Source organism: Arthrobacter sp. AD-310 (genome assembly GCF_054656615.1).
Window position 1 is genome coordinate 40299 of sequence record NZ_BAAHNO010000005.1, and the last position, 17781, is coordinate 58079.

A 17781-nucleotide genomic window follows, 5' to 3' on the forward strand; every position below is an offset into this window, starting at 1 on the left:
CGGGGCGGGCTGTGCCTACAGTCGGCGGACAGGCTGGACCACGCGCGAGAGGACATTTCCATGACGAATGAACCCGCTTCGATCGACGAGAACGACCCCACCAACACGGGATCCAGCAGCACCGCACCGCTGAATGCACAGCCGGACTCCGGCGGCGGGAAGCAGGATCCCACCGGCGTCGAGGGCGCGAACCCGGCGCTGGACGACACCGGCCACCTCAAGGCCGGCGAGACGGGCGAGGCGCCGGAAGCCCCCGAAAACACGGAGGACCTGGACCTCACGCCGCAGGGCCTCTCGGACGAGCCGGCCAAGGAAGAAGACAAGGAGAGCCTGGCCAAGCCGGACAACAGCTGACCACGGACAAAGTACGACGGCGGCACCCGCCCGGGTGCCGCCGTCGCCCTTTATCCGTTGCCAGGTCAGGAGCAGGCTTCCTGCCGTTGCCGCTGCTCCGCCAGGTACCCGAACAGCCGGCGCAGGCCGAACGACCACTCCGGCAGTTCCTCGCAAGCACCCACCCTGTTGACCAGGGCGCCGAGGTGGCGGCTGCGGATGGTCACCACATCCCCGTGTTTGTGGGTGAAGCCCTGGCCGGGTTCGTCCCGGTCCTGGGTCGGGGCGAACAGCGTGCCGGTGAACAGGGCGAACCCGTCAGGGTACTGGTGGTGGCTGCCGTGCGTGGCGGCCACGAGCTCCTCGAAAGGCCGGCTGATCCGCGCCACGCTGTTCCGGCCCTCCAGCAGGTACCCCTCCGGGCCTTCCACGCGCAGCAGGATTTCCTCGTCGCGGAGGGTGTCCAGCGTGAAGTCGCCGTCGAACAGGCGGATCAGGGGTCCCAGCGCACTGGAGGCGTTATTGTCCTTGGCCTTGCCGAGCAGCAGGGCGCTGCGGCCTTCCACGTCACGGAGGTTGACGTCGTTTCCCAGCGTTGCCCCGACCACCTGTCCCCCGGATGTGGCGATCAGCACCAGTTCCGGTTCCGGGTTGTTCCAGGAGGAGAAGGACGGGATGCCGATGCCCGCGCCCAGCCCCACCGAGGACAGGACAGGCGCCTTGGTGAACACCTCCGGGTCAGGGCCGATCCCCACCTCCAGGTACTGCGACCACAGCCCTTCGGCCATCAGGACCCGTTTGGCCTCGACCGCCTCCGGCGAACCCGGCCGCAGGGCGGCGATGCTGCCGCCCAGGGCACGGCCCACCAGCGCGCGGACCTCCGCGGCACGTCCGGCGTCACCGGCGCACCGTTCCTCGATGACGCGTTCGATCATGCTGTCCACGAAGGTGACACCGCAGGCCTTGACCACCTGCAGGTCAACGGGAGCCAGCAACCTCACCCGCGCTTCATCCCCCGCCAGGGAGGCGTCGACGACGTCGGCCGCCGCCCAGCGCGGTTCGGCCAGGCCGGGATCCAGGAGGGCAGCCCGGACCGCCCCGGCCGGGTCCGGAAGTTCCAGCAGGTCGGCAACCGTTCCGGCGAGGCGGTGGAGATCGAAGACCGTGCCCCCGCGGACAGCCACCACGCGCGGGCCCGCCGTTTCCACGTCCCAGACACGGCCGATCAGCAGTGCCTGGTCCGCGTCCTCGGGAAGCACCGAGCGTACTGCTTCTGACAAGGAGCTCACTGCTGTCCTTCCTTCCCGGCCCCGCCGGTGGCTTCCCCGCGCGCGGGGTGGTGCCAGACGCCGTCGACCCTTTGCGGGACCCGCCAGGGGTTGCCGTCCTGCAGGGGTTCGGGCAGCCGCGACGCCGGGAACGACTGGTAGGCCACCGGGCGCAGGAAGCGGCGGATGGCCGCCGTCCCCACCGAAGTGGTGGCCGACGTCGTGGCCGGGTACGGGCCGCCGTGGTGCTGGGCGTAGCTGACGGTCACGCCGGTGGGCCAGCCGTTCCAGAGGACCCGGCCACTGATGTCGGCGAGCCGGGCAGCGAGGGCGGAGACGTCGTCGTCCTCCTCCGCCTGCAGGGTGGTGGTCAGCTGGCCTTCCAGCAACCCGGCCAGGGCGGGCAGCTCCGCCTCGTCGTCGTATTCGACCACTAGGCTGGCCGGGCCGAACATCTCCTGGCGGAGCAGGTCCGGGTTGTTCCGGACATCCTCCGAGGTGGTGCGCAGGACAGTGGGGGCCGGTTCGTCGGCGAAGGTGCCCTCCACCAGGACGCCGACGCCGCTGCTGTCCCGCAGCCGGGTGACGGCGTCCGCATAGCCCGCGTGGAGGCGGGGGCTGAGCAGCCGGGCGGAGGTGAACCCGTCGAGTGCCTCCTGCAGCCGGCCGCGGATGACGTCCGCGTGCCCGGCCGGGACGAACAACAGCCCGGGCTTGGTGCAGAACTGGCCCATCCCCAAAGTGAAGGAGCCGGCATAGCCGGTGACGATCTCCGCCCCCCTGGCGGCCCACGCCCTGGCCGTGACGAATACCGCGTTAATGCCGCCCAGCTCGCCGAAGAACGGGATGGGTTCGGGACGGGCGGCGATCCGGTCCAGCAGCGCGCGGCCGCCTGCCGTGGAGCCGGTGAATCCGACGGCCTTGACCAGCGGGTGGTCCACGAGTGCCTCGCCGGCCTGCCGCCCGGTCACCAGCGAAAACAGGCCCGACGGCGCACCGGCACCTTCCAGCGCTGCTGTGACCACCTGAGCTGTCCGCGCGGCAAGTTCGCGGTGCGCGTCGTGGGCCTTGTGCACCACGGAACAGCCGGCGGCGAGTGCGGACGCCGTGTCGCCGCCCATCACGCTGAACGCGAAGGGGAAGTTGGAGGCGCCGAAGACTCCGACCACGCCGAGCGGCACGTTGTACCGGCGCAGGTCCGGCCTTGGACCCATGCCCCAGCCGGGGTCGTCGTGGTCGATGGTGGCGTCGAAGTGCTCGCCCCTGCGGATCTCGTCTGCGAAGAGCCTCAGCTGGAACACTGTGCGCTTCAACTCGCCGACCAGCCGCGCTTCCGCCAGGTGCGTCTCCCGGACGGCGGTCTCCACGAGCCCCGTGGCGGACTGCTCGAGTCCGTCGCCAATGGCCTCGAGCCAGCCGGCGCGGATGTCCGGGTCCGCCAGGCGGCCTTCTTCAAAGGCGCGCTGCCCTGCATCGACGGCGGCGGCGAGTTCCCCGGCAGTGGTGGGCTGGGCAGTTGTGGGCTGGGCCCGGACGACGGCGGTCTCGGCCGGGGCGGTCACAGGCCGGCTCCGGCAGTGCTCAGAGACCCGCCGGTGACGGCCGCGCGGCTGCCCACCTCCTGCCAGCCCGCACCGCCCGGGAACTCCCAGCGGGCGCGGGAAGCAGTGAGCATTTCGGCGCCCGTGCCGGGCAGTTCCGGCGCGGCGTAGCGGCCGTCGACAATGCGGACCGGCTCGGCGAAGTGCTCATGGAGGTGGTCCACGAATTCGATCATCCGGTTCTCCTGGCTGCGGCCCACCACGGCGTAGTCGAAGAAGGAGAAGTGCTGGACCAGTTCGCACAGGCCTACGCCGCCGGCGTGCGGGCAGACGGGGACGCCAAACTTGGCGGCCAGCAGCAGGATGGCGATGTTCTCGTTGACTCCTGCCACCCGGGTGGAATCAAGCTGCAGGACGTCAATGGCGCCGGCCTGCAGGAGCTGCTTGAAGATGATCCGGCTCTGCACGGCTTCACCGGTGGCCACACGGACCGGGCTGACGCCCTTGCGGATGTCGGCATGCCCCAGCACGTCGTCGGTGCTGGTGGGTTCTTCGATCCAGTACGGATCGAACCCGGCGAGTTGGTTGACCCAGTCGATGGCCTCGGACACTTCCCAGCGCTGGTTGGCGTCGATGGCGATGGGCAGGCTGCCCACGGCTTCCCGGGCCAGGGCCATGCGGCGGCGGTCGTCGTTGATGTCACCGCCCACTTTGAGCTTGATCATGGAGAACCCGTCGGCAGCGGCCTCTTTGCTCAGCCGGACCAGCTTCTCGTCGCTGTAGCCCAGCCAGCCGGGGGACGTGGTGTAGGCGGGGAAGCCTCCAGCCTTGAGTTCGGCAATGCGGCGCTCCTTGCCGTCCTGGCCCGCCCGGAGGATCTCGAGCGCCTCCTCGGGGCTGAGGGCGTCCCTGATGTGGGTGAAGTCCACGACGCTGACCAGCTCTTCGGGACTCATCTCGCTGAGCAGCAGCCACAGCGGCTTGTTCTCGCGGCGCGCGCGGATGTCCCAGAGCGCACTCACCAGGGCGCCGCAGGCCATTTGGGTGACCCCCTTTTCGGGTCCCAGCCAGCGCAGCTGGGAGTCATGGACGAGCAGGCGGGATGCGGCGCCGAGGTCGTAGATAAGTTCGTCGATGTCCCGGCCCACGAGCAGGCTGGCGTAGGAGTCGATGGCGGCAGTCAGGATCTCGTTGCCGCGGCCGCAGCTGAACACGAAGCCGTGGCCCTCGTCGCCCCCGTCCGTACGGATGACGACATAGGCGGCGGAGTAATCCGGGTCGACGTTGACCGCGTCGGAGCCGTCAAGCTCCAGGGAGGTGGGAAAGCGGACGTCCTGGGTCTTGATGGACGTGATGGAAGGCATGGGGTGTCTTCTTTCGGGAGTTTTCAACGGTGAACGATTCCTATATGAATTGCAATAATCATATAGGTTATGTGATCCACGTCAAGACTTCCGCCATCCCGCCACTGGCGAAGGACACAAAAAAGCCCCGGCAGGCCATGTGCTTCATGCCTGCCGGGGCCACGTGACGCCTATGGGATGATCCGCCTTTTCGGCGGCCCGCCGTCCTCCAGGGGCTCGAGTTCCCCCTGGAATGCCTGGGCAAACCTGTCAAAGGAGTTTCGGATGTGCGTGGTCATGGCCTGCTCGGCCCGTTCGGGATCGCAGTCCTGGATTGCCTCGCGGATGGCGGCGTGTTCAGCGACGGTGATGGCGCCGTCCACATCCGCGGGGTACAGCCGGAAGGTGTGGAGGTGGCAGTGGGTCTGCGCAAAGGCGTGCCGCACCACCGGGTTGCCGGAGGCTGCAAGGATGGTGTCGTGGAACCGCGTGTCGTGCGCCACCAAATCCTGCCGCAAATCGGCGGTGGACTTCATGGCCTCCCGAAAGCCGGCCAGCTCCTTCTCCAGGGTGGCAGCGGGATTGGCCAGCCTGTCCACGGCCGCCGCGCGCGCCGCCCAGGGTTCCACCAGGAGCCGGAACTCGAACAGCGAGCGCAGCTCCGGAAGGTCCAGCAGTGGCGTGGTGCTGTAGCCCCGGCCAGGGTTGTAGACCACCAGGTTGTCCCCCTCGAGGCGCTGGAGCACCTCCCGCACCGGGGTCTGCGAGACGCCGAGGCTGCGCGCCACGCCGTCGATATTGATCCGCGTACCGGGGGCGAGTTCGCCCTCAAGGATGGAGGCGCGCATGGAGGCGTATACGTCGGCGGCTGCCGCTTTGCCTCTGGAAGCGTCTGTTGATGAACGTGGGGGCACGCGAAGACCTCTGGCTTGGTAAGTGGAAGGGATGTGCTGGGGGAATCATAAGCCAGGGCAGGAAGAAGGAGTGATTTCCGGTGGGGCTTGATCCAGATCACAAAATCTATATGATTAACGAGATTCCTATATGATTTGGCGTCGACTTCTTCGGCGTCCGCCTCCCCCCGCCGGTGCCCTCAGCACCCAGAGCCATGTTCACGTCGAAGGAGACCGCATGACTGCGCTCGGCAACAACACCACTGCCGCCCCCTCCCCCACAGCGCCACGATTGATGACCCGCAAACGCTGGGTCATCATCTGGCTTGCCTTCATTGGCCTCAGCATCAACTATCTCGACCGTTCGAGCCTCAGCGTCGCCCTGCCCTTCATGGGCAAGGACTTTGAACTCACGGCAACCCAGCAGGGCCTGATATTTGCCGCCTTCTTCTGGGCCTACGACTTCTGCCAGCTGGCCGCCGGCTGGTACGTCGATAAGGTAGGCCCCCGCCGGTCCTTCTCCCTGGCCGCCCTCTGGTGGTCGGTCTTCACCATGGTTACGGCAGCCGCTTCCAACTTCTGGTCCCTCTTCGCCGCCAGGTTCCTCCTCGGGGTGGGCGAGAGCCCGGCACCGAGCACCGCCGCCAAAGTCGTGGCCACCTGGTTCCCCGTCCGCGAACGCGCCTTCGCCACCAGCATCTGGGACTCCGGGTCCCGCGTGGGCGCTGTCATCGCCCTGCCGATCGTCACGCTCATTGTGGCCTTCACCTCCTGGCATGCCGTGTTCATCATCATCGGCCTGGCCGGCGTCATCTGGGCTGCAGTCTGGTGGAAGGTCTACCGCAGCCCGGAGGACCACCCCGGCGCCAACGCCGCAGAGGTCAGCTACATCCAGGAAGGCGGCGCCCGCGGCGAGGCCAGCGACGACGCCGGAGCGGCAAAGCTCCCCTGGCGTTCGCTGTTCAAGTACCGCACCATCCTCAGCATGATGTTCGGCTTCTTCTGCCTGAACAGCGCCATCTATTTCTTCATCACGTTCTTCCCGAGCTACCTGGTCAAGGAGCGCGGCTTCGACCTCCTGAAGCTGGGCTTCTTCGGGGCCATCCCCGGCATCTGCGCCGTCCTGTTCGGCTGGCTCGGCGGATACATTGCCGACCGGGCAGTCCGGGCAGGGGCACCTGTCAGCAAGGTCCGCAAGACGGCGATCGCGGGCGGCCTGGCCGGCGGCTCGGTCATCATGTTCGCGGCACTGGTCCCGGAGGCCTGGATGGCCCTCGCCCTGCTGTCCATCGCCTACTCGAGCCTGACCGTTGCCGCCACCGGTATCTGGTCCCTGCCCGCCGACGTCGCACCCAGCTCCCGCCACGTCGGCTCCATCGGCGGCCTGCAGAACTTCGCTTCCAACCTTGCCGGCATCTTCACCCCGATCCTGATCGGCGTGCTGGTGGACCAGACCGGGTCCTTCGTGGCGCCGCTGGCCGTGATCGGGGCCGTCTCACTCATCGGCGCGGCGAACTACCTGTTCGTCATCGGCAAGATCGAACCGTTGAAGGTCAAGGCAGCCGCCTGACGCCCAGGCAGCCCAAACATCAGGACGACGCCGGCACGTGCGGAAGTGCCGGCGTCGTCCTTTGTTTTATCGGCGGTTGAGCTTGCCGAAACCCGGCGCGAAGGTTTCGACCAGCTCAGCCACCCCACGGGTTCAGGCCTGCGCCTGGATGGCCGTGATGGCCACGGTGTTGACGATGTCCTCGACGGTGCAGCCGCGTGAGAGGTCGTTCACCGGCTTCCGCAGCCCCTGCAGGACGGGCCCGACGGCGACCGCCCCCGAACTCTGCTGTACCGCCTTGTACGTGTTGTTGCCGGTGTTCAGGTCCGGGAAGATGAACACGGTCGCCTGGCCCGCAACCGACGAGCCGGGCATCTTGGACTCGGCGATCGAGGCGTCCACCGCGGCGTCGTACTGGATGGGGCCTTCGACGGCGAGGTCCGGGCGGCGCTGGCGGACCAGTTCGGTGGCCTGCCGCACCTCGTCCACCGCCTCGCCGGAGCCCGAGCCGCCGGTGGAGTAGGACAGCATGGCGACCCGCGGCTCCACGCCGAACTGGGCCGCGGTCTCGGCCGAGGCCAGGGCGATATCCGCCAGCTGCTCGACATTCGGATCCGGGTTCACCGCGCAGTCGCCGTACACCAGCACCCGGTCAGGCATCAGCATCAGGAACACCGAGGAGACGATCTTCACGCCCTCACGGGTCTTCACGAATTCCAGCGCCGGCCGGATGGTGTGGGCGGTGGTGTGGGCGGCGCCTGAAACCATGCCGTCCACCACGCCCAGCTGGACCATCATGGTGCCGAAGTAGCTTACGTCCTGCATGATCTCCAGCGCCTTGGCCAGGTCAACGCCCTTGTGCGCCCGGAGTTCAGCGTACTTTTCGGCGAACTTCTGCCGCAGGTCCGACGTCGCCGGGTCCACCACGTTGATGCCGGTAAGGTCAATGCCGCGCGCCGCCGCGAGTTCCCGGACATCGGATTCCGGGCCCAGGACGGTCAGGTCGCAGACGTCCCGCCGGTGCAGGATCTCCGCCGCCCGCAGGATCCGGACATCCGTGCCCTCCGGCAGGACCACGTGCCGGCGCTGGGCCCGGGCCCGCTCGATCAGGTCGTGCAGGAACCGCAGCGGGGTCATCCGCTCGGGCCGGGGCAGGTGCAGCCGCTCCACCAGTTCGGCCTCATCCACCCGGCGGGACCACAGGCCCAGGGCGGACGCCACCTTCCGCCGGTGCCCGGACCAGATCTCGCTGCGGACCTCGGAGACGCGCTTTGCCGTGGTGTACGTGTCCTCCCGGGCGGCGAAGACGGGGAAGGGCGCCTGGGCCAGGAGCGGGTAGATGTTGGCATCCGGCGCCAGCCCGCCGGTGAGGATCAGTGCTGAAGCCACCGGGAATTCGGGCGAGAATGAGGACGCCAGGCAGGCCACCATCACGTCCGCCCGGTCCCCCGGGACGATCACCAGCGCGCCCTCGTCCAGGACGTTCAGGAAGTTGCCCACGTTCATGGCCGCCACTTTGACGTCCTTGACGTCGCGGTCCATGTCCGCGCGGCCGGCGATCTGCCGCACGCCCAGCGCGGTGGCAACCTCGCCGGTGGTGGGGCGGGCGATTTCCTCCAGTTCCGGCAGGACATAGACGGGCCGTCCGGAGGCCCCGACCTTCACCTCGGCCGCGATCCCGTCCACCAGCTCCGGGTCCGCCCGGTTCACCATGATGGCCAGCAGCGCGCACTTTTCCGCTGACAGTTCCTTGCGGGCCACATCGACGGCGGCCACGGCCTCCTCCACGGTGCGGCCCTTGGCGCCCACCACCGCCACGACGGGCGCCGCAAGGTTGTTGGCCAGGCGGGCGTTGAGGTCGAATTCGACAGCGGCGTCCTGGCCGGTGAGGTCCGTCCCCTCCACAATGACCACATCGCAGTGCCGGGCAATCCCGGCGAAGATTTCCACACAGCGGGAGTCGATCTCCTCCCGCTTGCCTTCCGCCAGCAGATGGCGGACCTCATGGAAGGTGAGGCCGCCGCGGCAGCGCTCGTCGTCGAGCGCGAAGCGCGTCTTCATCAGGGCGACCATGGGATCGTCCTCAGCGGTGGGACCGGTGACCACGGGTTTGAAAAAGCCAATCCTGTCCGCATGCCGGTGCAGGGTGTCCGCCAGGCCCAGGGCGACGAGGGACTTGCCCGAGCCGGGAGTGGTTGCGCTGACGTAGATGCCTTTGGCCATGGTCCGCCCTTTGCTGTCGGTGCCGGGAAGTGGTGGTGCCGGTCCCTCCATCCTTGCACCTTCCCCAGTGGCCTCCCACCCAACCAGGTCGCAGTAAGTGTCGTTATGGAAGCCCAAAACGACACCTACTGCCACCTGGTTGGGCAGCCGTGCCCTTGACACCGGACCCGCTCATGGGATTACCTAATGAACATTCGGTAAATAAAGCTGGAGGCAATGACGCATGGCTGAAACAACACTTTCCGGGCCACCCCACCCCATCCTGGAAAACGACTATGCCTCCGAATGGATGGGCATCGAGGTCCAGTCGCTGAGCGACGGCCACGCCACCATCCGGATGACGCTCCGGCAGGAAATGCTCAACGGCTTCGGCATGGCCCACGGCGGAATGATCTTCGCCTTCGGCGACACCGCGTTCGCCCTCGCGTGCAACCCGCTCAACCCGGCACCCGGCGAGGAAAACAACATCACCGTTGCCTCCGGCGTCGACATCAATTTCCTCAAGCCGGCCTTCCGCGGCCAGGTGCTCACCGCCGTCGCGGACCGGCGCTCCAGCGCGGGCCGCAGCGGCCTGTACGACATCCAGATCTTCGCTGCAGACGCCGCGGACCTCCCCGACACCACCCCCGGCACCCACGGCGAGCTCATTGCAGAGTTCCGCGGACGCAGCCGCACCATCCCCAAGAAGTAGGAAAACCATGACCCTGCATGCCCCCGAAACGCCCGCCGCCACGCCAGCGCAGACGGAAGGCCTGGACCGCGAGGAGACCATCTCCCGCGACGAACTCGAAGCCCTCCAGCTCACCCGCCTGCAGCACACCGTGGCCTACGCCTACGAGCGGGTGCCGCTCTACAAGCGCAAGTTCGACGACGCCGGCATCCACCCCAGCGATCTCCGCGAACTTTCCGACCTGGGCAACTTCCCCTTCACCACCAAGGAGGACCTGCGCCAGGAGTACCCGTTCGGCATGTTCGCGGTGCCGCAGCACGAGGTGGCCCGCATCCACGCCAGTTCCGGCACCACCGGCCGGCCCACCGTCGTCGGCTACACCAAGCAGGACCTCGCCGACTGGGCCAAGCTTGTGGCCCGGTGCTTCCGCGCGTCCGGCATCCGCCCCGGCATGAAGGTCCACAACGCCTACGGCTACGGCCTGTTCACCGGCGGCCTGGGCGCGCATGCCGGCGCCGAAGCCCTGGGCTGCACCGTCATCCCCATGTCCGGCGGCCAGACCGAACGCCAGATCCAGCTGATCCAGGACTTCAAGCCGGACGCCATCCTGGCCACGCCCACCTACCTGCTCACCATCGCCGACGCCATGGCGCACATGGGCATCGACCCGGCCTCCACGTCGCTGAAGTACGCCGTTCTCGGCGCGGAGCCGTGGACCCAGGAGATGCGGCACGAGCTTGAGGTCACCATGAACATCAAGGCCTGCGACATCTACGGCCTGTCCGAGGTCATGGGCCCGGGCGTCGCCGGCGAAGCCGTGGAGACGCAGGACGGCAGCCACATCTGGGAGGACCACTTCCGCCCCGAGATCATCGACCCCTTCAACCCGGCCCCGGGCAAGGAAAACGTCCTCGGCGACGGCGAACACGGCGAGCTCGTTTTCACCTCGCTCACCAAGGAAGCCCTGCCGATCATCCGCTACCGCACCAAGGACCTCACCCGCCTCCTGCCCGGCACGGCCCGCCCGGCCCACCGCCGCATGGGGCGCATCACCGGCCGAAGCGACGACATGATCATCCTGCGCGGCGTGAACCTCTTCCCGTCCCAGATCGAGGAGATTGCACTCCGCATCCCCGAACTCAGCCCGCACTTCCAGCTCGAACTGACCCGGCCCGAAGGCCAGCGGATGGACCAGCTCACGGTGAAGATCGAGCGCCGGGACACCGTCACCGCCGAGCAGAGCACGACGGCGGGACGCGCCCTGAAGGAGCAGATCAAGATCCACGTGGGTTCTTCGTGCACGGTGGACGTCGTGGAGCCCGGATCCCTTGAACGCTCGAACGGCAAGCTCCGCCGCATCTACGACCTGCGGCCGAAGGGCTAGCAAGGGTGCCCGGCCTTCGGGCCGGGCCCCCGGCACGGCACCTTCCCGGACCGACCGACCGTTCGTGAGAAACTAGCACCTATGCCCAGCACCACCGGAACCTCCACCACCAACGGCACCGTTAATGGCACGGCGAAACGCGGCCGTCCCGGCTACGATCAGCAGTCAGTCCTGCGGATCGCCGTGGACGTCTTCAACCGGCACGGCTACGACGCCACCTCCATGGGGATCCTGGCAGAGAACCTGGGCATTTCGAAGTCGGCCATCTACCACCACGTGCCGTCCAAGGGCGACCTCCTCAAGCTCGCACTCGACCACGCCCTGGGCGGACTGGAGTCCATCCTCGAACAGCCGGAGGCCACCTCGGGAGCCGCCGACGCCCGGCTTGAGTTCGTCCTCCGGCAGACCGTGGCGGTCCTGGTGGACCGGCTGCCGTTCGTCACCCTGCTGCTGCGGCTGCGCGGCAACACCGAGATCGAGCGGGACGCGCTGGAACGGCGGCGCACCTTCGACCACAAGGTCGCGGCGCTTATTTCACTGGCCAGGGATGAGGGCTCGCTGCGCACGGACATCGATCCGCGGACCGTCACCCGGCTCCTGTTCGGCATGATCAACTCGATCGTGGAGTGGTACAAGCCCGGCGGCCCCCTCTCCCCCGCCCGGCTGGCCGACGACGTCATCACCATGGCCTTCGACGGCCTCCACGGCCACTCCTAAGTCCGGCGCCGGAGCACCCTGCACCGCAGAACCCCCGAATACTAAGCGTGCTTGGTATATCGCCCGAACCCCGGCTACGGTGGTAGGAAAGCCGCCATCGCAGGGAGGTTGCACATGAACCGGGGACCCCACCGGAACCGCCGCGGGACCGCAGCCTTTGCTGCCGCGGCCGCCGCCGCCGTCGTGCTGTCCGCCTGCACTGGTTCCCCTCCCGCCCCGCAGCCCGCGGAAACCACCGTGGCCGCGACCGCCAGCCCCGCTCCACCTGCGCCCGCAACCGGCGGCGGGGACATGGCAGGCGGCATCCCGCAGCTCGTGGAGAACCTGGCGCCGTCCGTGGTAACCATTTTTACCGACGGCGGGTTGGGCAGCGGCGTGGTGTACTCCGAGGACGGTTTGATCCTCACAAACGAGCACGTCATCCGGGGCAATACCTCGGTTGAGGTGGCGTTCGCCGACGGACAGCGCGTGAAGGGCACCGTCAAAGCGACGGACCCGGTGACAGACCTTGCCCTGGTGCAGGCCGACCGGACCGGGCTGCCCAAGCCCATGTACCAGGCCAACCTCCCCAAAGTGGGTGAAGGCGCCGTGGTTCTCGGCTCCCCGCTGGGCTTCGAGAACACCGCCACCGCCGGCATCATCTCCGGCCTCCACCGCTCCATTCCCGGCTCGGCCTCCAACAGCCTGTCCCTGGTAGACCTGATCCAGACGGACGCGCCCATCAGCCCGGGCAACTCCGGCGGCGCCGTGATCAACATGCGCGGTGAGATCATCGGCATCAGCGAGGCCTACATCCCGCCCTCGGCCGGCGCTGTGGCCCTCGGCTTCGCCATCCCCGCCGCCACGGCCGTGGAGGTAGCCGAGGAACTGCTGGCCGACGGCACAGCAGAGCACGCCTACCTGGGCCTCACCCCGGGGGAACTGACCGCCCAGATCGCCGACCAGCTGGGCATCGGGGAGGTCACCGGCGTCCTGGTCCTGTCCGTGGACGAGGACGGGCCGGCCGGACGTGCCGGGATCCGCCCCGGCGACGTCCTCGAGTCCATGGAGGGCGTCCAGCTCACCGCCCCCGAGAAGCTCCTGGCCGAACTCCGCGGCCGGAACCCCGGCAACACCGTGAGTTTGTCGGTCAAGCGCGGGGACAGGTCTGAGGACGTCAAAGTGGACCTCACCGAACGCCCCACTGAACCCACCACCCGATAGGAAGGTAAGGAAATGAGCAACTCCAAAGAAGAGCCCGACGCCGGATACATCGTTCCGGACCCGTCGAAAGTCCGTGAGGACATCCCCGGAGACGCCGGCGACGAAGCGAATGTGATCCGCTTCAGCGAGGAGCAGGCGCTGATCGAGGAACAGTCCCACGGCATCCGGCCGGACACCTACAGCGTCCCCGCCGGCGGCCCCACCATGGACGAGGCCCGCGGCAACATGGACCTGTCCGACCAGAGCGAAAGCGGGCACGGCACCGGGCCGGAGGACGACAGCAGCGATGACGCCCTGCACGGCGGCGCCGAATCCTGACCCCCGCTAAGGCAAAGCTAGGGCGCCCCGGACCTGTTCCGGGGCGCCCCTGCTTTTGCGCTTCCTAGACCTGGTACTCCATCTTGCCGCCAAGGGTTTCATGGACGCAGAGGATGTTGTGCTCGGTGTCCATGAACCACGCACTCTTCTCCGAGTTCGTGGTGCAGATGTGGTTTTCGGTCTTGAGGTTTGGCAGGTCGTAGTCCTGGAACTGCACACCTATCGCTTCCATGTCGCGGACCGTTCTTTCAATGTCCGTGACTTCAAAGCTCAGGGCCGTGTGGTCCGAGTGCTTGCCGTCCGAGACCGGCATCAGCTGCAGCATCGGGCCGCCGTCGGTGCCGAGCAGTTCGCTTCCATCGTCTGTCATTCCGCGGTGCGGGAGTCCGAGTTTCTCCGTGTAGAAACTGTGGGCGCGGGCTGCATCGTCGACTGGCAGGATGGTTGTGGCTGTGTTCATTCTTAGGGTCATCTGGCCACCTCCTACGGGCAGAATTTTACGCTTCCGCCCCTGTGTTTCGACAGGCTCCACCACCCCGCTCTTCCCCAGTTGCCCTATCAGTTTTGGTCCCTAAGACCGGCTTTTAGGGACCAAAAGTGATAGGGCAACCACGGGTTTCAACGGGCGCAACCCCTGCCCGGGGGCTACTTTTCGACGAGGGTCAGGACGTCGTAGGTGGCCACGGTCTCGTCGTTCTGGTTGGTGAGGACGGCGTCCCAGGCCACCTCACCGTATTCGTCGGCCTCGCGGGGGGTGATCTTCTTGGCCGTGAGGGTGACGCGGATGGAGTCGCCCGCGGCCACGGGCGTGATGAACCGCAGGTTCTCCAGCCCGTAGTTGGCAAGGACGGGGCCCGGCGCCGGCTCCACGAACAGCCCGGCAGCCCAGCTCAGCAGCAGGTAGCCGTGCGCCACGATGCCCGGGAAGAACGGGTTGGCTTCCGCGGCCTCCTGGTTGGTGTGGGCGTAGAACGTATCGCCGGTGGAGTTGGCGAACGCGGTGATGTCCTCCAGGGTGACCTGCCGCAGGTCGGACCGGACGGCGTCGCCGAGGTGCAGCGTGGCCAGGGACTTGCGGAAGGGGTGCGTTCCTTCCGTCTCGAGCGTGAAGTTCCGGTCCGCCCCGGTGTGCCAGACGCCGGTGACGGCGGTCAGCATGTTCGGAGATCCCTGGATGGCGGTGCGCTGCATGTGGTGCAGGACGGAGCGGATGCCGCCCAGTTCCTCGCCGCCGCCGGCACGTCCGGGCCCGCCGTGGACCAGGTGCGGCACCGGGGAGCCGTGGCCGGTGGACGAGCGGGCATCCTCGCGGTTGAGCATCAGCACCCGGCCGTGGTGCGCGGCGATCCCGGTCACCAGTTCGCGGGCGACGGCGGGATCGTTGGTGCAGACGGTGGCCACCAGGGATCCGCTGCCGCGGGCGGCAAGGCGGACGGCGTCGGCCAGGTCCTTGTAACCGATCACCGAGGACACGGGCCCGAACGCCTCCAGCGAGTGCAGCGCCTCCGCTTCGGGGTCCTTCCAGTTCAGCAGGACGGGGGCCATAAAGGCGCCATCCGCCACCACCCCGGCGGCGCCGTCCGCCGTAGTGACCGACGGCGAATCCAGCGTTCCGTACGCAAGCTCACCGCCGGCGTCGAGCATGGACTGCACCGCGGCGCGCACGTCCTCGAGCTGCTCCACGGAGGCGAGGGCGCCCATGGTGACGCCCTCGGCGCGCGGGTCGCCCAGGACAATGCGCTCCTGGATCCGCTTGCCGATGGCGGCGGTGACGGCGGGCACCAGCTCCTGCGGCACGATGGTCCGGCGGATGGCGGTGCACTTCTGGCCCGCCTTGACGGTCATCTCGGTGACCACGGACTTCACGAACGCGTCGAACTCAGGGGTGCCCTCGACCCCGTCGGGACCCAGGATGGCGGCGTTCAGCGAGTCCGTTTCCGAGGTGAACCGAACCCCGCCCTGCACCACGTTCGGGTGGGACTTCAGGGACAGGGCCGTGGAGGCGGACCCGGTAAAGGACACGTAGTCGCGGTAGTCCAGGACGTCCAGCAGCCCGCGGACCGATCCGGAAATCAGCTGCAACGAGCCCTTGGGCAGGATGTTGGACTCCACGATTGCCTTGACCACGGCGGCCGCCACAAACCCGGTGGGCGTTGCCGGTTTCACGATGGTGGGGACGCCGGCGATGAACGCCGGGGCGAACTTCTCGAGCATGCCCCACACGGGGAAGTTGAACGCGTTGATCTGCACAGCCACGCCGGGGATGCGCGTGTAGATGTGCTCGCCGGCGAAGGAGCCATCCTTGGACAGCACCTCCATGGGGCCGTCCACCACAACCTGCGCGTTAGGCAGCTCCCGCCGGCCCTTCGAGCCGAAGGTGAACAGGACGCCGATGCCGCCGTCGATGTCCACCATGGAATCGAGCTTGGTGGCGCCGGTCTGGGCGGAGAACGTGTAAAAGTGGTCGCGCCGGGCATGCAGGTACTGCGCGAGCTCCTTGAGCTTGAGGGCGCGCTGGTGGAAGGTGAGCTTGCCGAGCTCGTCCTGCCCGGTCCCCCGCCCGTAATCCACGACGGACTGCAGGTCCAGCCCCTCCGTGCTTACCTTCGCAAGGATCTCCCCGGTGCTGGCGTCACGCACCGGGACGGCGGAAGCCGAGGTGCCGGCGTCGGGCGTCCACCAGGAGTCCATAATGAAGCTGGGCACTGTCTCCACGGTGTCGACCGTGGCCTGGGGAGCTGTGGCAGTGGTGGTCATCGTTGACGGGTCCTTCCAACAAAGGGGGCAGAAAGGCGGGCCATGATTACTGACCGGCCGTTCGGTAGTATAAGTACCATACAGGATTGCCCCCGCCGCACACTAGGAGAACGCATGAACGCCCCAACTCCAGAACCCTCCCCTGCAGAGCATGAACTGTGGAAGATCACGCTTGGCGAACTGGATGAAAAGATGGGCGTCAAGATCGTGGAGGAATCGGTCGAGCGGGTGGTGGCCACCATGCCCGTAGAGGGAAACCGGCAGTCCTTTGGCCTGCTGCACGGCGGCGCATCCCTCGCCGTGGGCGAGGCTGTGGGATCGTGGGCTGCCGTCATCCATGCCAGCACGTTGGGCAAAACGGCGGTTGGCGTGGACGTGTCCGCGACACACCACCGGTCTGCCAGGGAGGGGATGGTGACCATCACCGCCACGCCCATCCACCTGGGCGGCACGCTCACCACGCACGAGGTGCTGATCACCAACGAGATCGGGCAGCGGCTGTGCACCCTGCGGATCACCAACCTGCTGATGCGGCGGCACAAGCAGTAACCAGGAAAAACTTCCCCACCGGTGCATCCAACGGGCATCCTTCCGGAGTAGTAACGGCGTAAGCACAAACAGCCCGCCTGCCGGGCATCCTTGAAGGAGTTTGACATGCGCACAATGGGTTACGCCGCCGGAGCACTTTCACTCGCCGCTTCGCTGGCCTTTGCCGCCCCGGCCCAGGCCAGCGGCTGGCACGACGATGACGCTTTGCTGTCCGTCCTCCACGGTGTTCCGGGCTTGACGGTGGACGTGTGGGTTAACGGGAACCTCACGCTTGATGACTTCACGCCGGGATCCCTCGCCGGCCCGCTGGAGCTGCCCGCCGGGGCTTACGACATCGCCATCACGGCGGCCGATGCCACAAGCGCCGACAACGCGGTGATCGGGCCGGTGAGTATCGACCTTGACGAAGGTGGCAACTACACCGCCGTGGCCCACCTCAGCGCCACCGGTGCACCCACTGCCTCCCTGTTCGAAAACGACACCAAGGGACTGCGCAACGACCGGAAAGGCAAGCTGACGGTCCGGCACGTGGCCGCCGCTCCCGCCGTCGACGTGCTCGCCAACGGGGAACCTGTGATCCAGGGCCTCACCAATCCGGACGAAGCCGTGCTGAAGCTTCGCGCCGGGACAGTTTCGGCCGCGGTGGCAGCGGCGGGCACCACTGCGCCCGTGATCGGCCCGGCTGATATCGCTGTAGAGGGCGGGACGAACACCATCGTCTACGCCTGGGGCAGCCTTGCCGACGGCACCCTGGACGTGGCCGTGCAGGTTGTCGAAGGCGGCCACTGACCACACCGGCATGCCGGACGGGCGGGACCCCGTGACGCCTCTCCGCCCGCCCTGCCGCTAGGAGCGTGGACGCCTGTTCCGGCGGCGGACCAGGACCGTTAACAGGATGCCGACGGTGATGGCGGCCAGCGCCCCTCCCGCCGCAGGAACCAGCGCGCCGGCGCCGGTGTAGGCCAGGCCGCCGTTCCGGAGGCTGCCTCCCGTGTCGGCAAGGCCTGCCGGCGGCGTCGCCGCGGGTGCGGGG

The 17781-nt window shown here is 67.7% G+C and carries 17 protein-coding genes; 9 read left to right on the forward strand and 8 right to left on the reverse strand.

All coding sequences use genetic code 11. From position 1 onward, the window contains the following. Positions 1-60 precede the first annotated feature (60 nt). Positions 61-354 (forward strand): hypothetical protein, encoded by a 294-nt coding sequence (locus tag ACYQ1Z_RS02745; RefSeq protein WP_459790913.1) that lies wholly within the window; start codon positions 61-63, stop codon positions 352-354. Positions 355-419: 65 nt separating this feature from the next. On the opposite strand, the gene ACYQ1Z_RS02750 is transcribed toward ACYQ1Z_RS02745, so the two are convergent. The 4 genes from ACYQ1Z_RS02750 to ACYQ1Z_RS02765 form a co-directional block, all read right to left on the reverse strand. Next, complete coding sequence (locus ACYQ1Z_RS02750; RefSeq protein WP_459790915.1) at positions 420-1622, reverse strand: fumarylacetoacetate hydrolase family protein; 1203 nt, start codon at positions 1620-1622, stop codon at positions 420-422. Next, on the reverse strand, positions 1619-3163 hold the full coding sequence (locus ACYQ1Z_RS02755) for an aldehyde dehydrogenase (NADP(+)) (protein ID WP_459790916.1): 1545 nt from the start codon (positions 3161-3163) through the stop codon (positions 1619-1621). Before ACYQ1Z_RS02755 ends, ACYQ1Z_RS02750 begins: the two co-directional genes overlap by 4 nt. After that, positions 3160-4506: an L-fuconate dehydratase gene (locus tag ACYQ1Z_RS02760; RefSeq protein WP_459790917.1), complete on the reverse strand. Its 1347-nt coding sequence runs from the start codon at positions 4504-4506 to the stop codon at positions 3160-3162. Before ACYQ1Z_RS02760 ends, ACYQ1Z_RS02755 begins: the two co-directional genes overlap by 4 nt. Before the next feature lie 170 nt (positions 4507-4676). Further along, a complete protein-coding gene (locus ACYQ1Z_RS02765; protein WP_459790918.1) occupies positions 4677-5399 on the reverse strand; it encodes a GntR family transcriptional regulator in 723 nt (240 codons plus the stop codon). A 217-nt stretch (positions 5400-5616) separates the two neighbouring features. Between ACYQ1Z_RS02765 and ACYQ1Z_RS02770 the strand changes: the two genes are divergently transcribed. Continuing rightward, the gene (locus tag ACYQ1Z_RS02770) at positions 5617-6948 is read left to right on the forward strand and encodes an MFS transporter (RefSeq protein ID WP_459790919.1); all 1332 of its coding nucleotides are present in this window, start codon (positions 5617-5619) and stop codon (positions 6946-6948) included. A 132-nt stretch (positions 6949-7080) separates the two neighbouring features. On the opposite strand, the gene pta is transcribed toward ACYQ1Z_RS02770, so the two are convergent. Beyond that, positions 7081-9150 carry a phosphate acetyltransferase gene (pta, locus tag ACYQ1Z_RS02775; RefSeq protein WP_459790920.1) on the reverse strand — a complete coding sequence of 690 codons (2070 nt, stop codon included), beginning with the start codon at positions 9148-9150 and terminating at the stop codon, positions 7081-7083. 223 nt (positions 9151-9373) lie between these two features. Here pta and ACYQ1Z_RS02780 point away from each other — a divergent pair, with 223 nt between their 5' ends. The 5 genes from ACYQ1Z_RS02780 to ACYQ1Z_RS02800 all read left to right on the forward strand — a co-directional run bounded on the left by ACYQ1Z_RS02780 (position 9374) and on the right by ACYQ1Z_RS02800 (position 13442). Further along, positions 9374-9841, forward strand: coding sequence for a hotdog fold thioesterase (locus tag ACYQ1Z_RS02780; protein ID WP_459790922.1), 468 nt, complete (start codon positions 9374-9376; stop codon positions 9839-9841). 7 nt (positions 9842-9848) lie between these two features. Continuing rightward, positions 9849-11204: a phenylacetate--CoA ligase PaaK gene (paaK, locus tag ACYQ1Z_RS02785; protein WP_459790923.1), complete on the forward strand. Its 1356-nt coding sequence runs from the start codon at positions 9849-9851 to the stop codon at positions 11202-11204. Positions 11205-11285: 81 nt separating this feature from the next. Continuing rightward, positions 11286-11921 (forward strand): TetR/AcrR family transcriptional regulator, encoded by a 636-nt coding sequence (locus ACYQ1Z_RS02790; protein WP_459790924.1) that lies wholly within the window; start codon positions 11286-11288, stop codon positions 11919-11921. A 114-nt stretch (positions 11922-12035) separates the two neighbouring features. Next, positions 12036-13124, forward strand: a complete 1089-nt coding sequence (locus tag ACYQ1Z_RS02795; RefSeq protein WP_459790925.1) for a S1C family serine protease — start codon at positions 12036-12038, stop codon at positions 13122-13124. Between the two features lie 12 nt (positions 13125-13136). Continuing rightward, positions 13137-13442: a hypothetical protein gene (locus ACYQ1Z_RS02800; protein ID WP_459790927.1), complete on the forward strand. Its 306-nt coding sequence runs from the start codon at positions 13137-13139 to the stop codon at positions 13440-13442. Positions 13443-13506: 64 nt separating this feature from the next. On the opposite strand, the gene ACYQ1Z_RS02805 is transcribed toward ACYQ1Z_RS02800, so the two are convergent. Continuing rightward, positions 13507-13902 (reverse strand): VOC family protein, encoded by a 396-nt coding sequence (locus ACYQ1Z_RS02805; protein ID WP_459790928.1) that lies wholly within the window; start codon positions 13900-13902, stop codon positions 13507-13509. A gap of 185 nt (positions 13903-14087) precedes the next feature. After that, positions 14088-16199, reverse strand: a complete 2112-nt coding sequence (gene paaZ, locus ACYQ1Z_RS02810; RefSeq protein ID WP_459790929.1) for a phenylacetic acid degradation bifunctional protein PaaZ — start codon at positions 16197-16199, stop codon at positions 14088-14090. Positions 16200-16313: 114 nt separating this feature from the next. Between paaZ and ACYQ1Z_RS02815 the strand changes: the two genes are divergently transcribed. Then, complete coding sequence (locus ACYQ1Z_RS02815) at positions 16314-16748, forward strand: PaaI family thioesterase (RefSeq protein WP_459790930.1); 435 nt, start codon at positions 16314-16316, stop codon at positions 16746-16748. Between the two features lie 105 nt (positions 16749-16853). After that, a complete protein-coding gene (locus tag ACYQ1Z_RS02820) occupies positions 16854-17537 on the forward strand; it encodes a DUF4397 domain-containing protein (RefSeq protein ID WP_459790931.1) in 684 nt (227 codons plus the stop codon). A 57-nt stretch (positions 17538-17594) separates the two neighbouring features. Here ACYQ1Z_RS02820 and ACYQ1Z_RS02825 read toward each other — a convergent pair. Continuing rightward, positions 17595-17781 (reverse strand): hypothetical protein (locus ACYQ1Z_RS02825; RefSeq protein WP_459790932.1); only part of this gene is annotated, 187 nt, incomplete at its 5' end.

What these genes read in the sequence shown, in the direction of transcription:
- paaZ (WP_459790929.1), bottom strand. Translation starts at nt 16,199, where the DNA reads ATGACCACCACTGCCACAGCTCCCCAGGCCACGGTCGACACCGTGGAG.
- ACYQ1Z_RS02760 (WP_459790917.1), bottom strand. Translation starts at nt 4,506, where the DNA reads ATGCCTTCCATCACGTCCATCAAGACCCAGGACGTCCGCTTTCCCACC.
- pta (WP_459790920.1), bottom strand. Translation starts at nt 9,150, where the DNA reads ATGGCCAAAGGCATCTACGTCAGCGCAACCACTCCCGGCTCGGGCAAG.
- paaK (WP_459790923.1), top strand. Translation starts at nt 9,849, where the DNA reads ATGACCCTGCATGCCCCCGAAACGCCCGCCGCCACGCCAGCGCAGACG.
- ACYQ1Z_RS02800 (WP_459790927.1), top strand. Translation starts at nt 13,137, where the DNA reads ATGAGCAACTCCAAAGAAGAGCCCGACGCCGGATACATCGTTCCGGAC.
- ACYQ1Z_RS02770 (WP_459790919.1), top strand. Translation starts at nt 5,617, where the DNA reads ATGACTGCGCTCGGCAACAACACCACTGCCGCCCCCTCCCCCACAGCG.
- ACYQ1Z_RS02780 (WP_459790922.1), top strand. Translation starts at nt 9,374, where the DNA reads ATGGCTGAAACAACACTTTCCGGGCCACCCCACCCCATCCTGGAAAAC.
- ACYQ1Z_RS02745 (WP_459790913.1), top strand. Translation starts at nt 61, where the DNA reads ATGACGAATGAACCCGCTTCGATCGACGAGAACGACCCCACCAACACG.
- ACYQ1Z_RS02805 (WP_459790928.1), bottom strand. Translation starts at nt 13,902, where the DNA reads ATGAACACAGCCACAACCATCCTGCCAGTCGACGATGCAGCCCGCGCC.
- ACYQ1Z_RS02820 (WP_459790931.1), top strand. Translation starts at nt 16,854, where the DNA reads ATGCGCACAATGGGTTACGCCGCCGGAGCACTTTCACTCGCCGCTTCG.
- ACYQ1Z_RS02790 (WP_459790924.1), top strand. Translation starts at nt 11,286, where the DNA reads ATGCCCAGCACCACCGGAACCTCCACCACCAACGGCACCGTTAATGGC.
- ACYQ1Z_RS02815 (WP_459790930.1), top strand. Translation starts at nt 16,314, where the DNA reads ATGAACGCCCCAACTCCAGAACCCTCCCCTGCAGAGCATGAACTGTGG.
- ACYQ1Z_RS02795 (WP_459790925.1), top strand. Translation starts at nt 12,036, where the DNA reads ATGAACCGGGGACCCCACCGGAACCGCCGCGGGACCGCAGCCTTTGCT.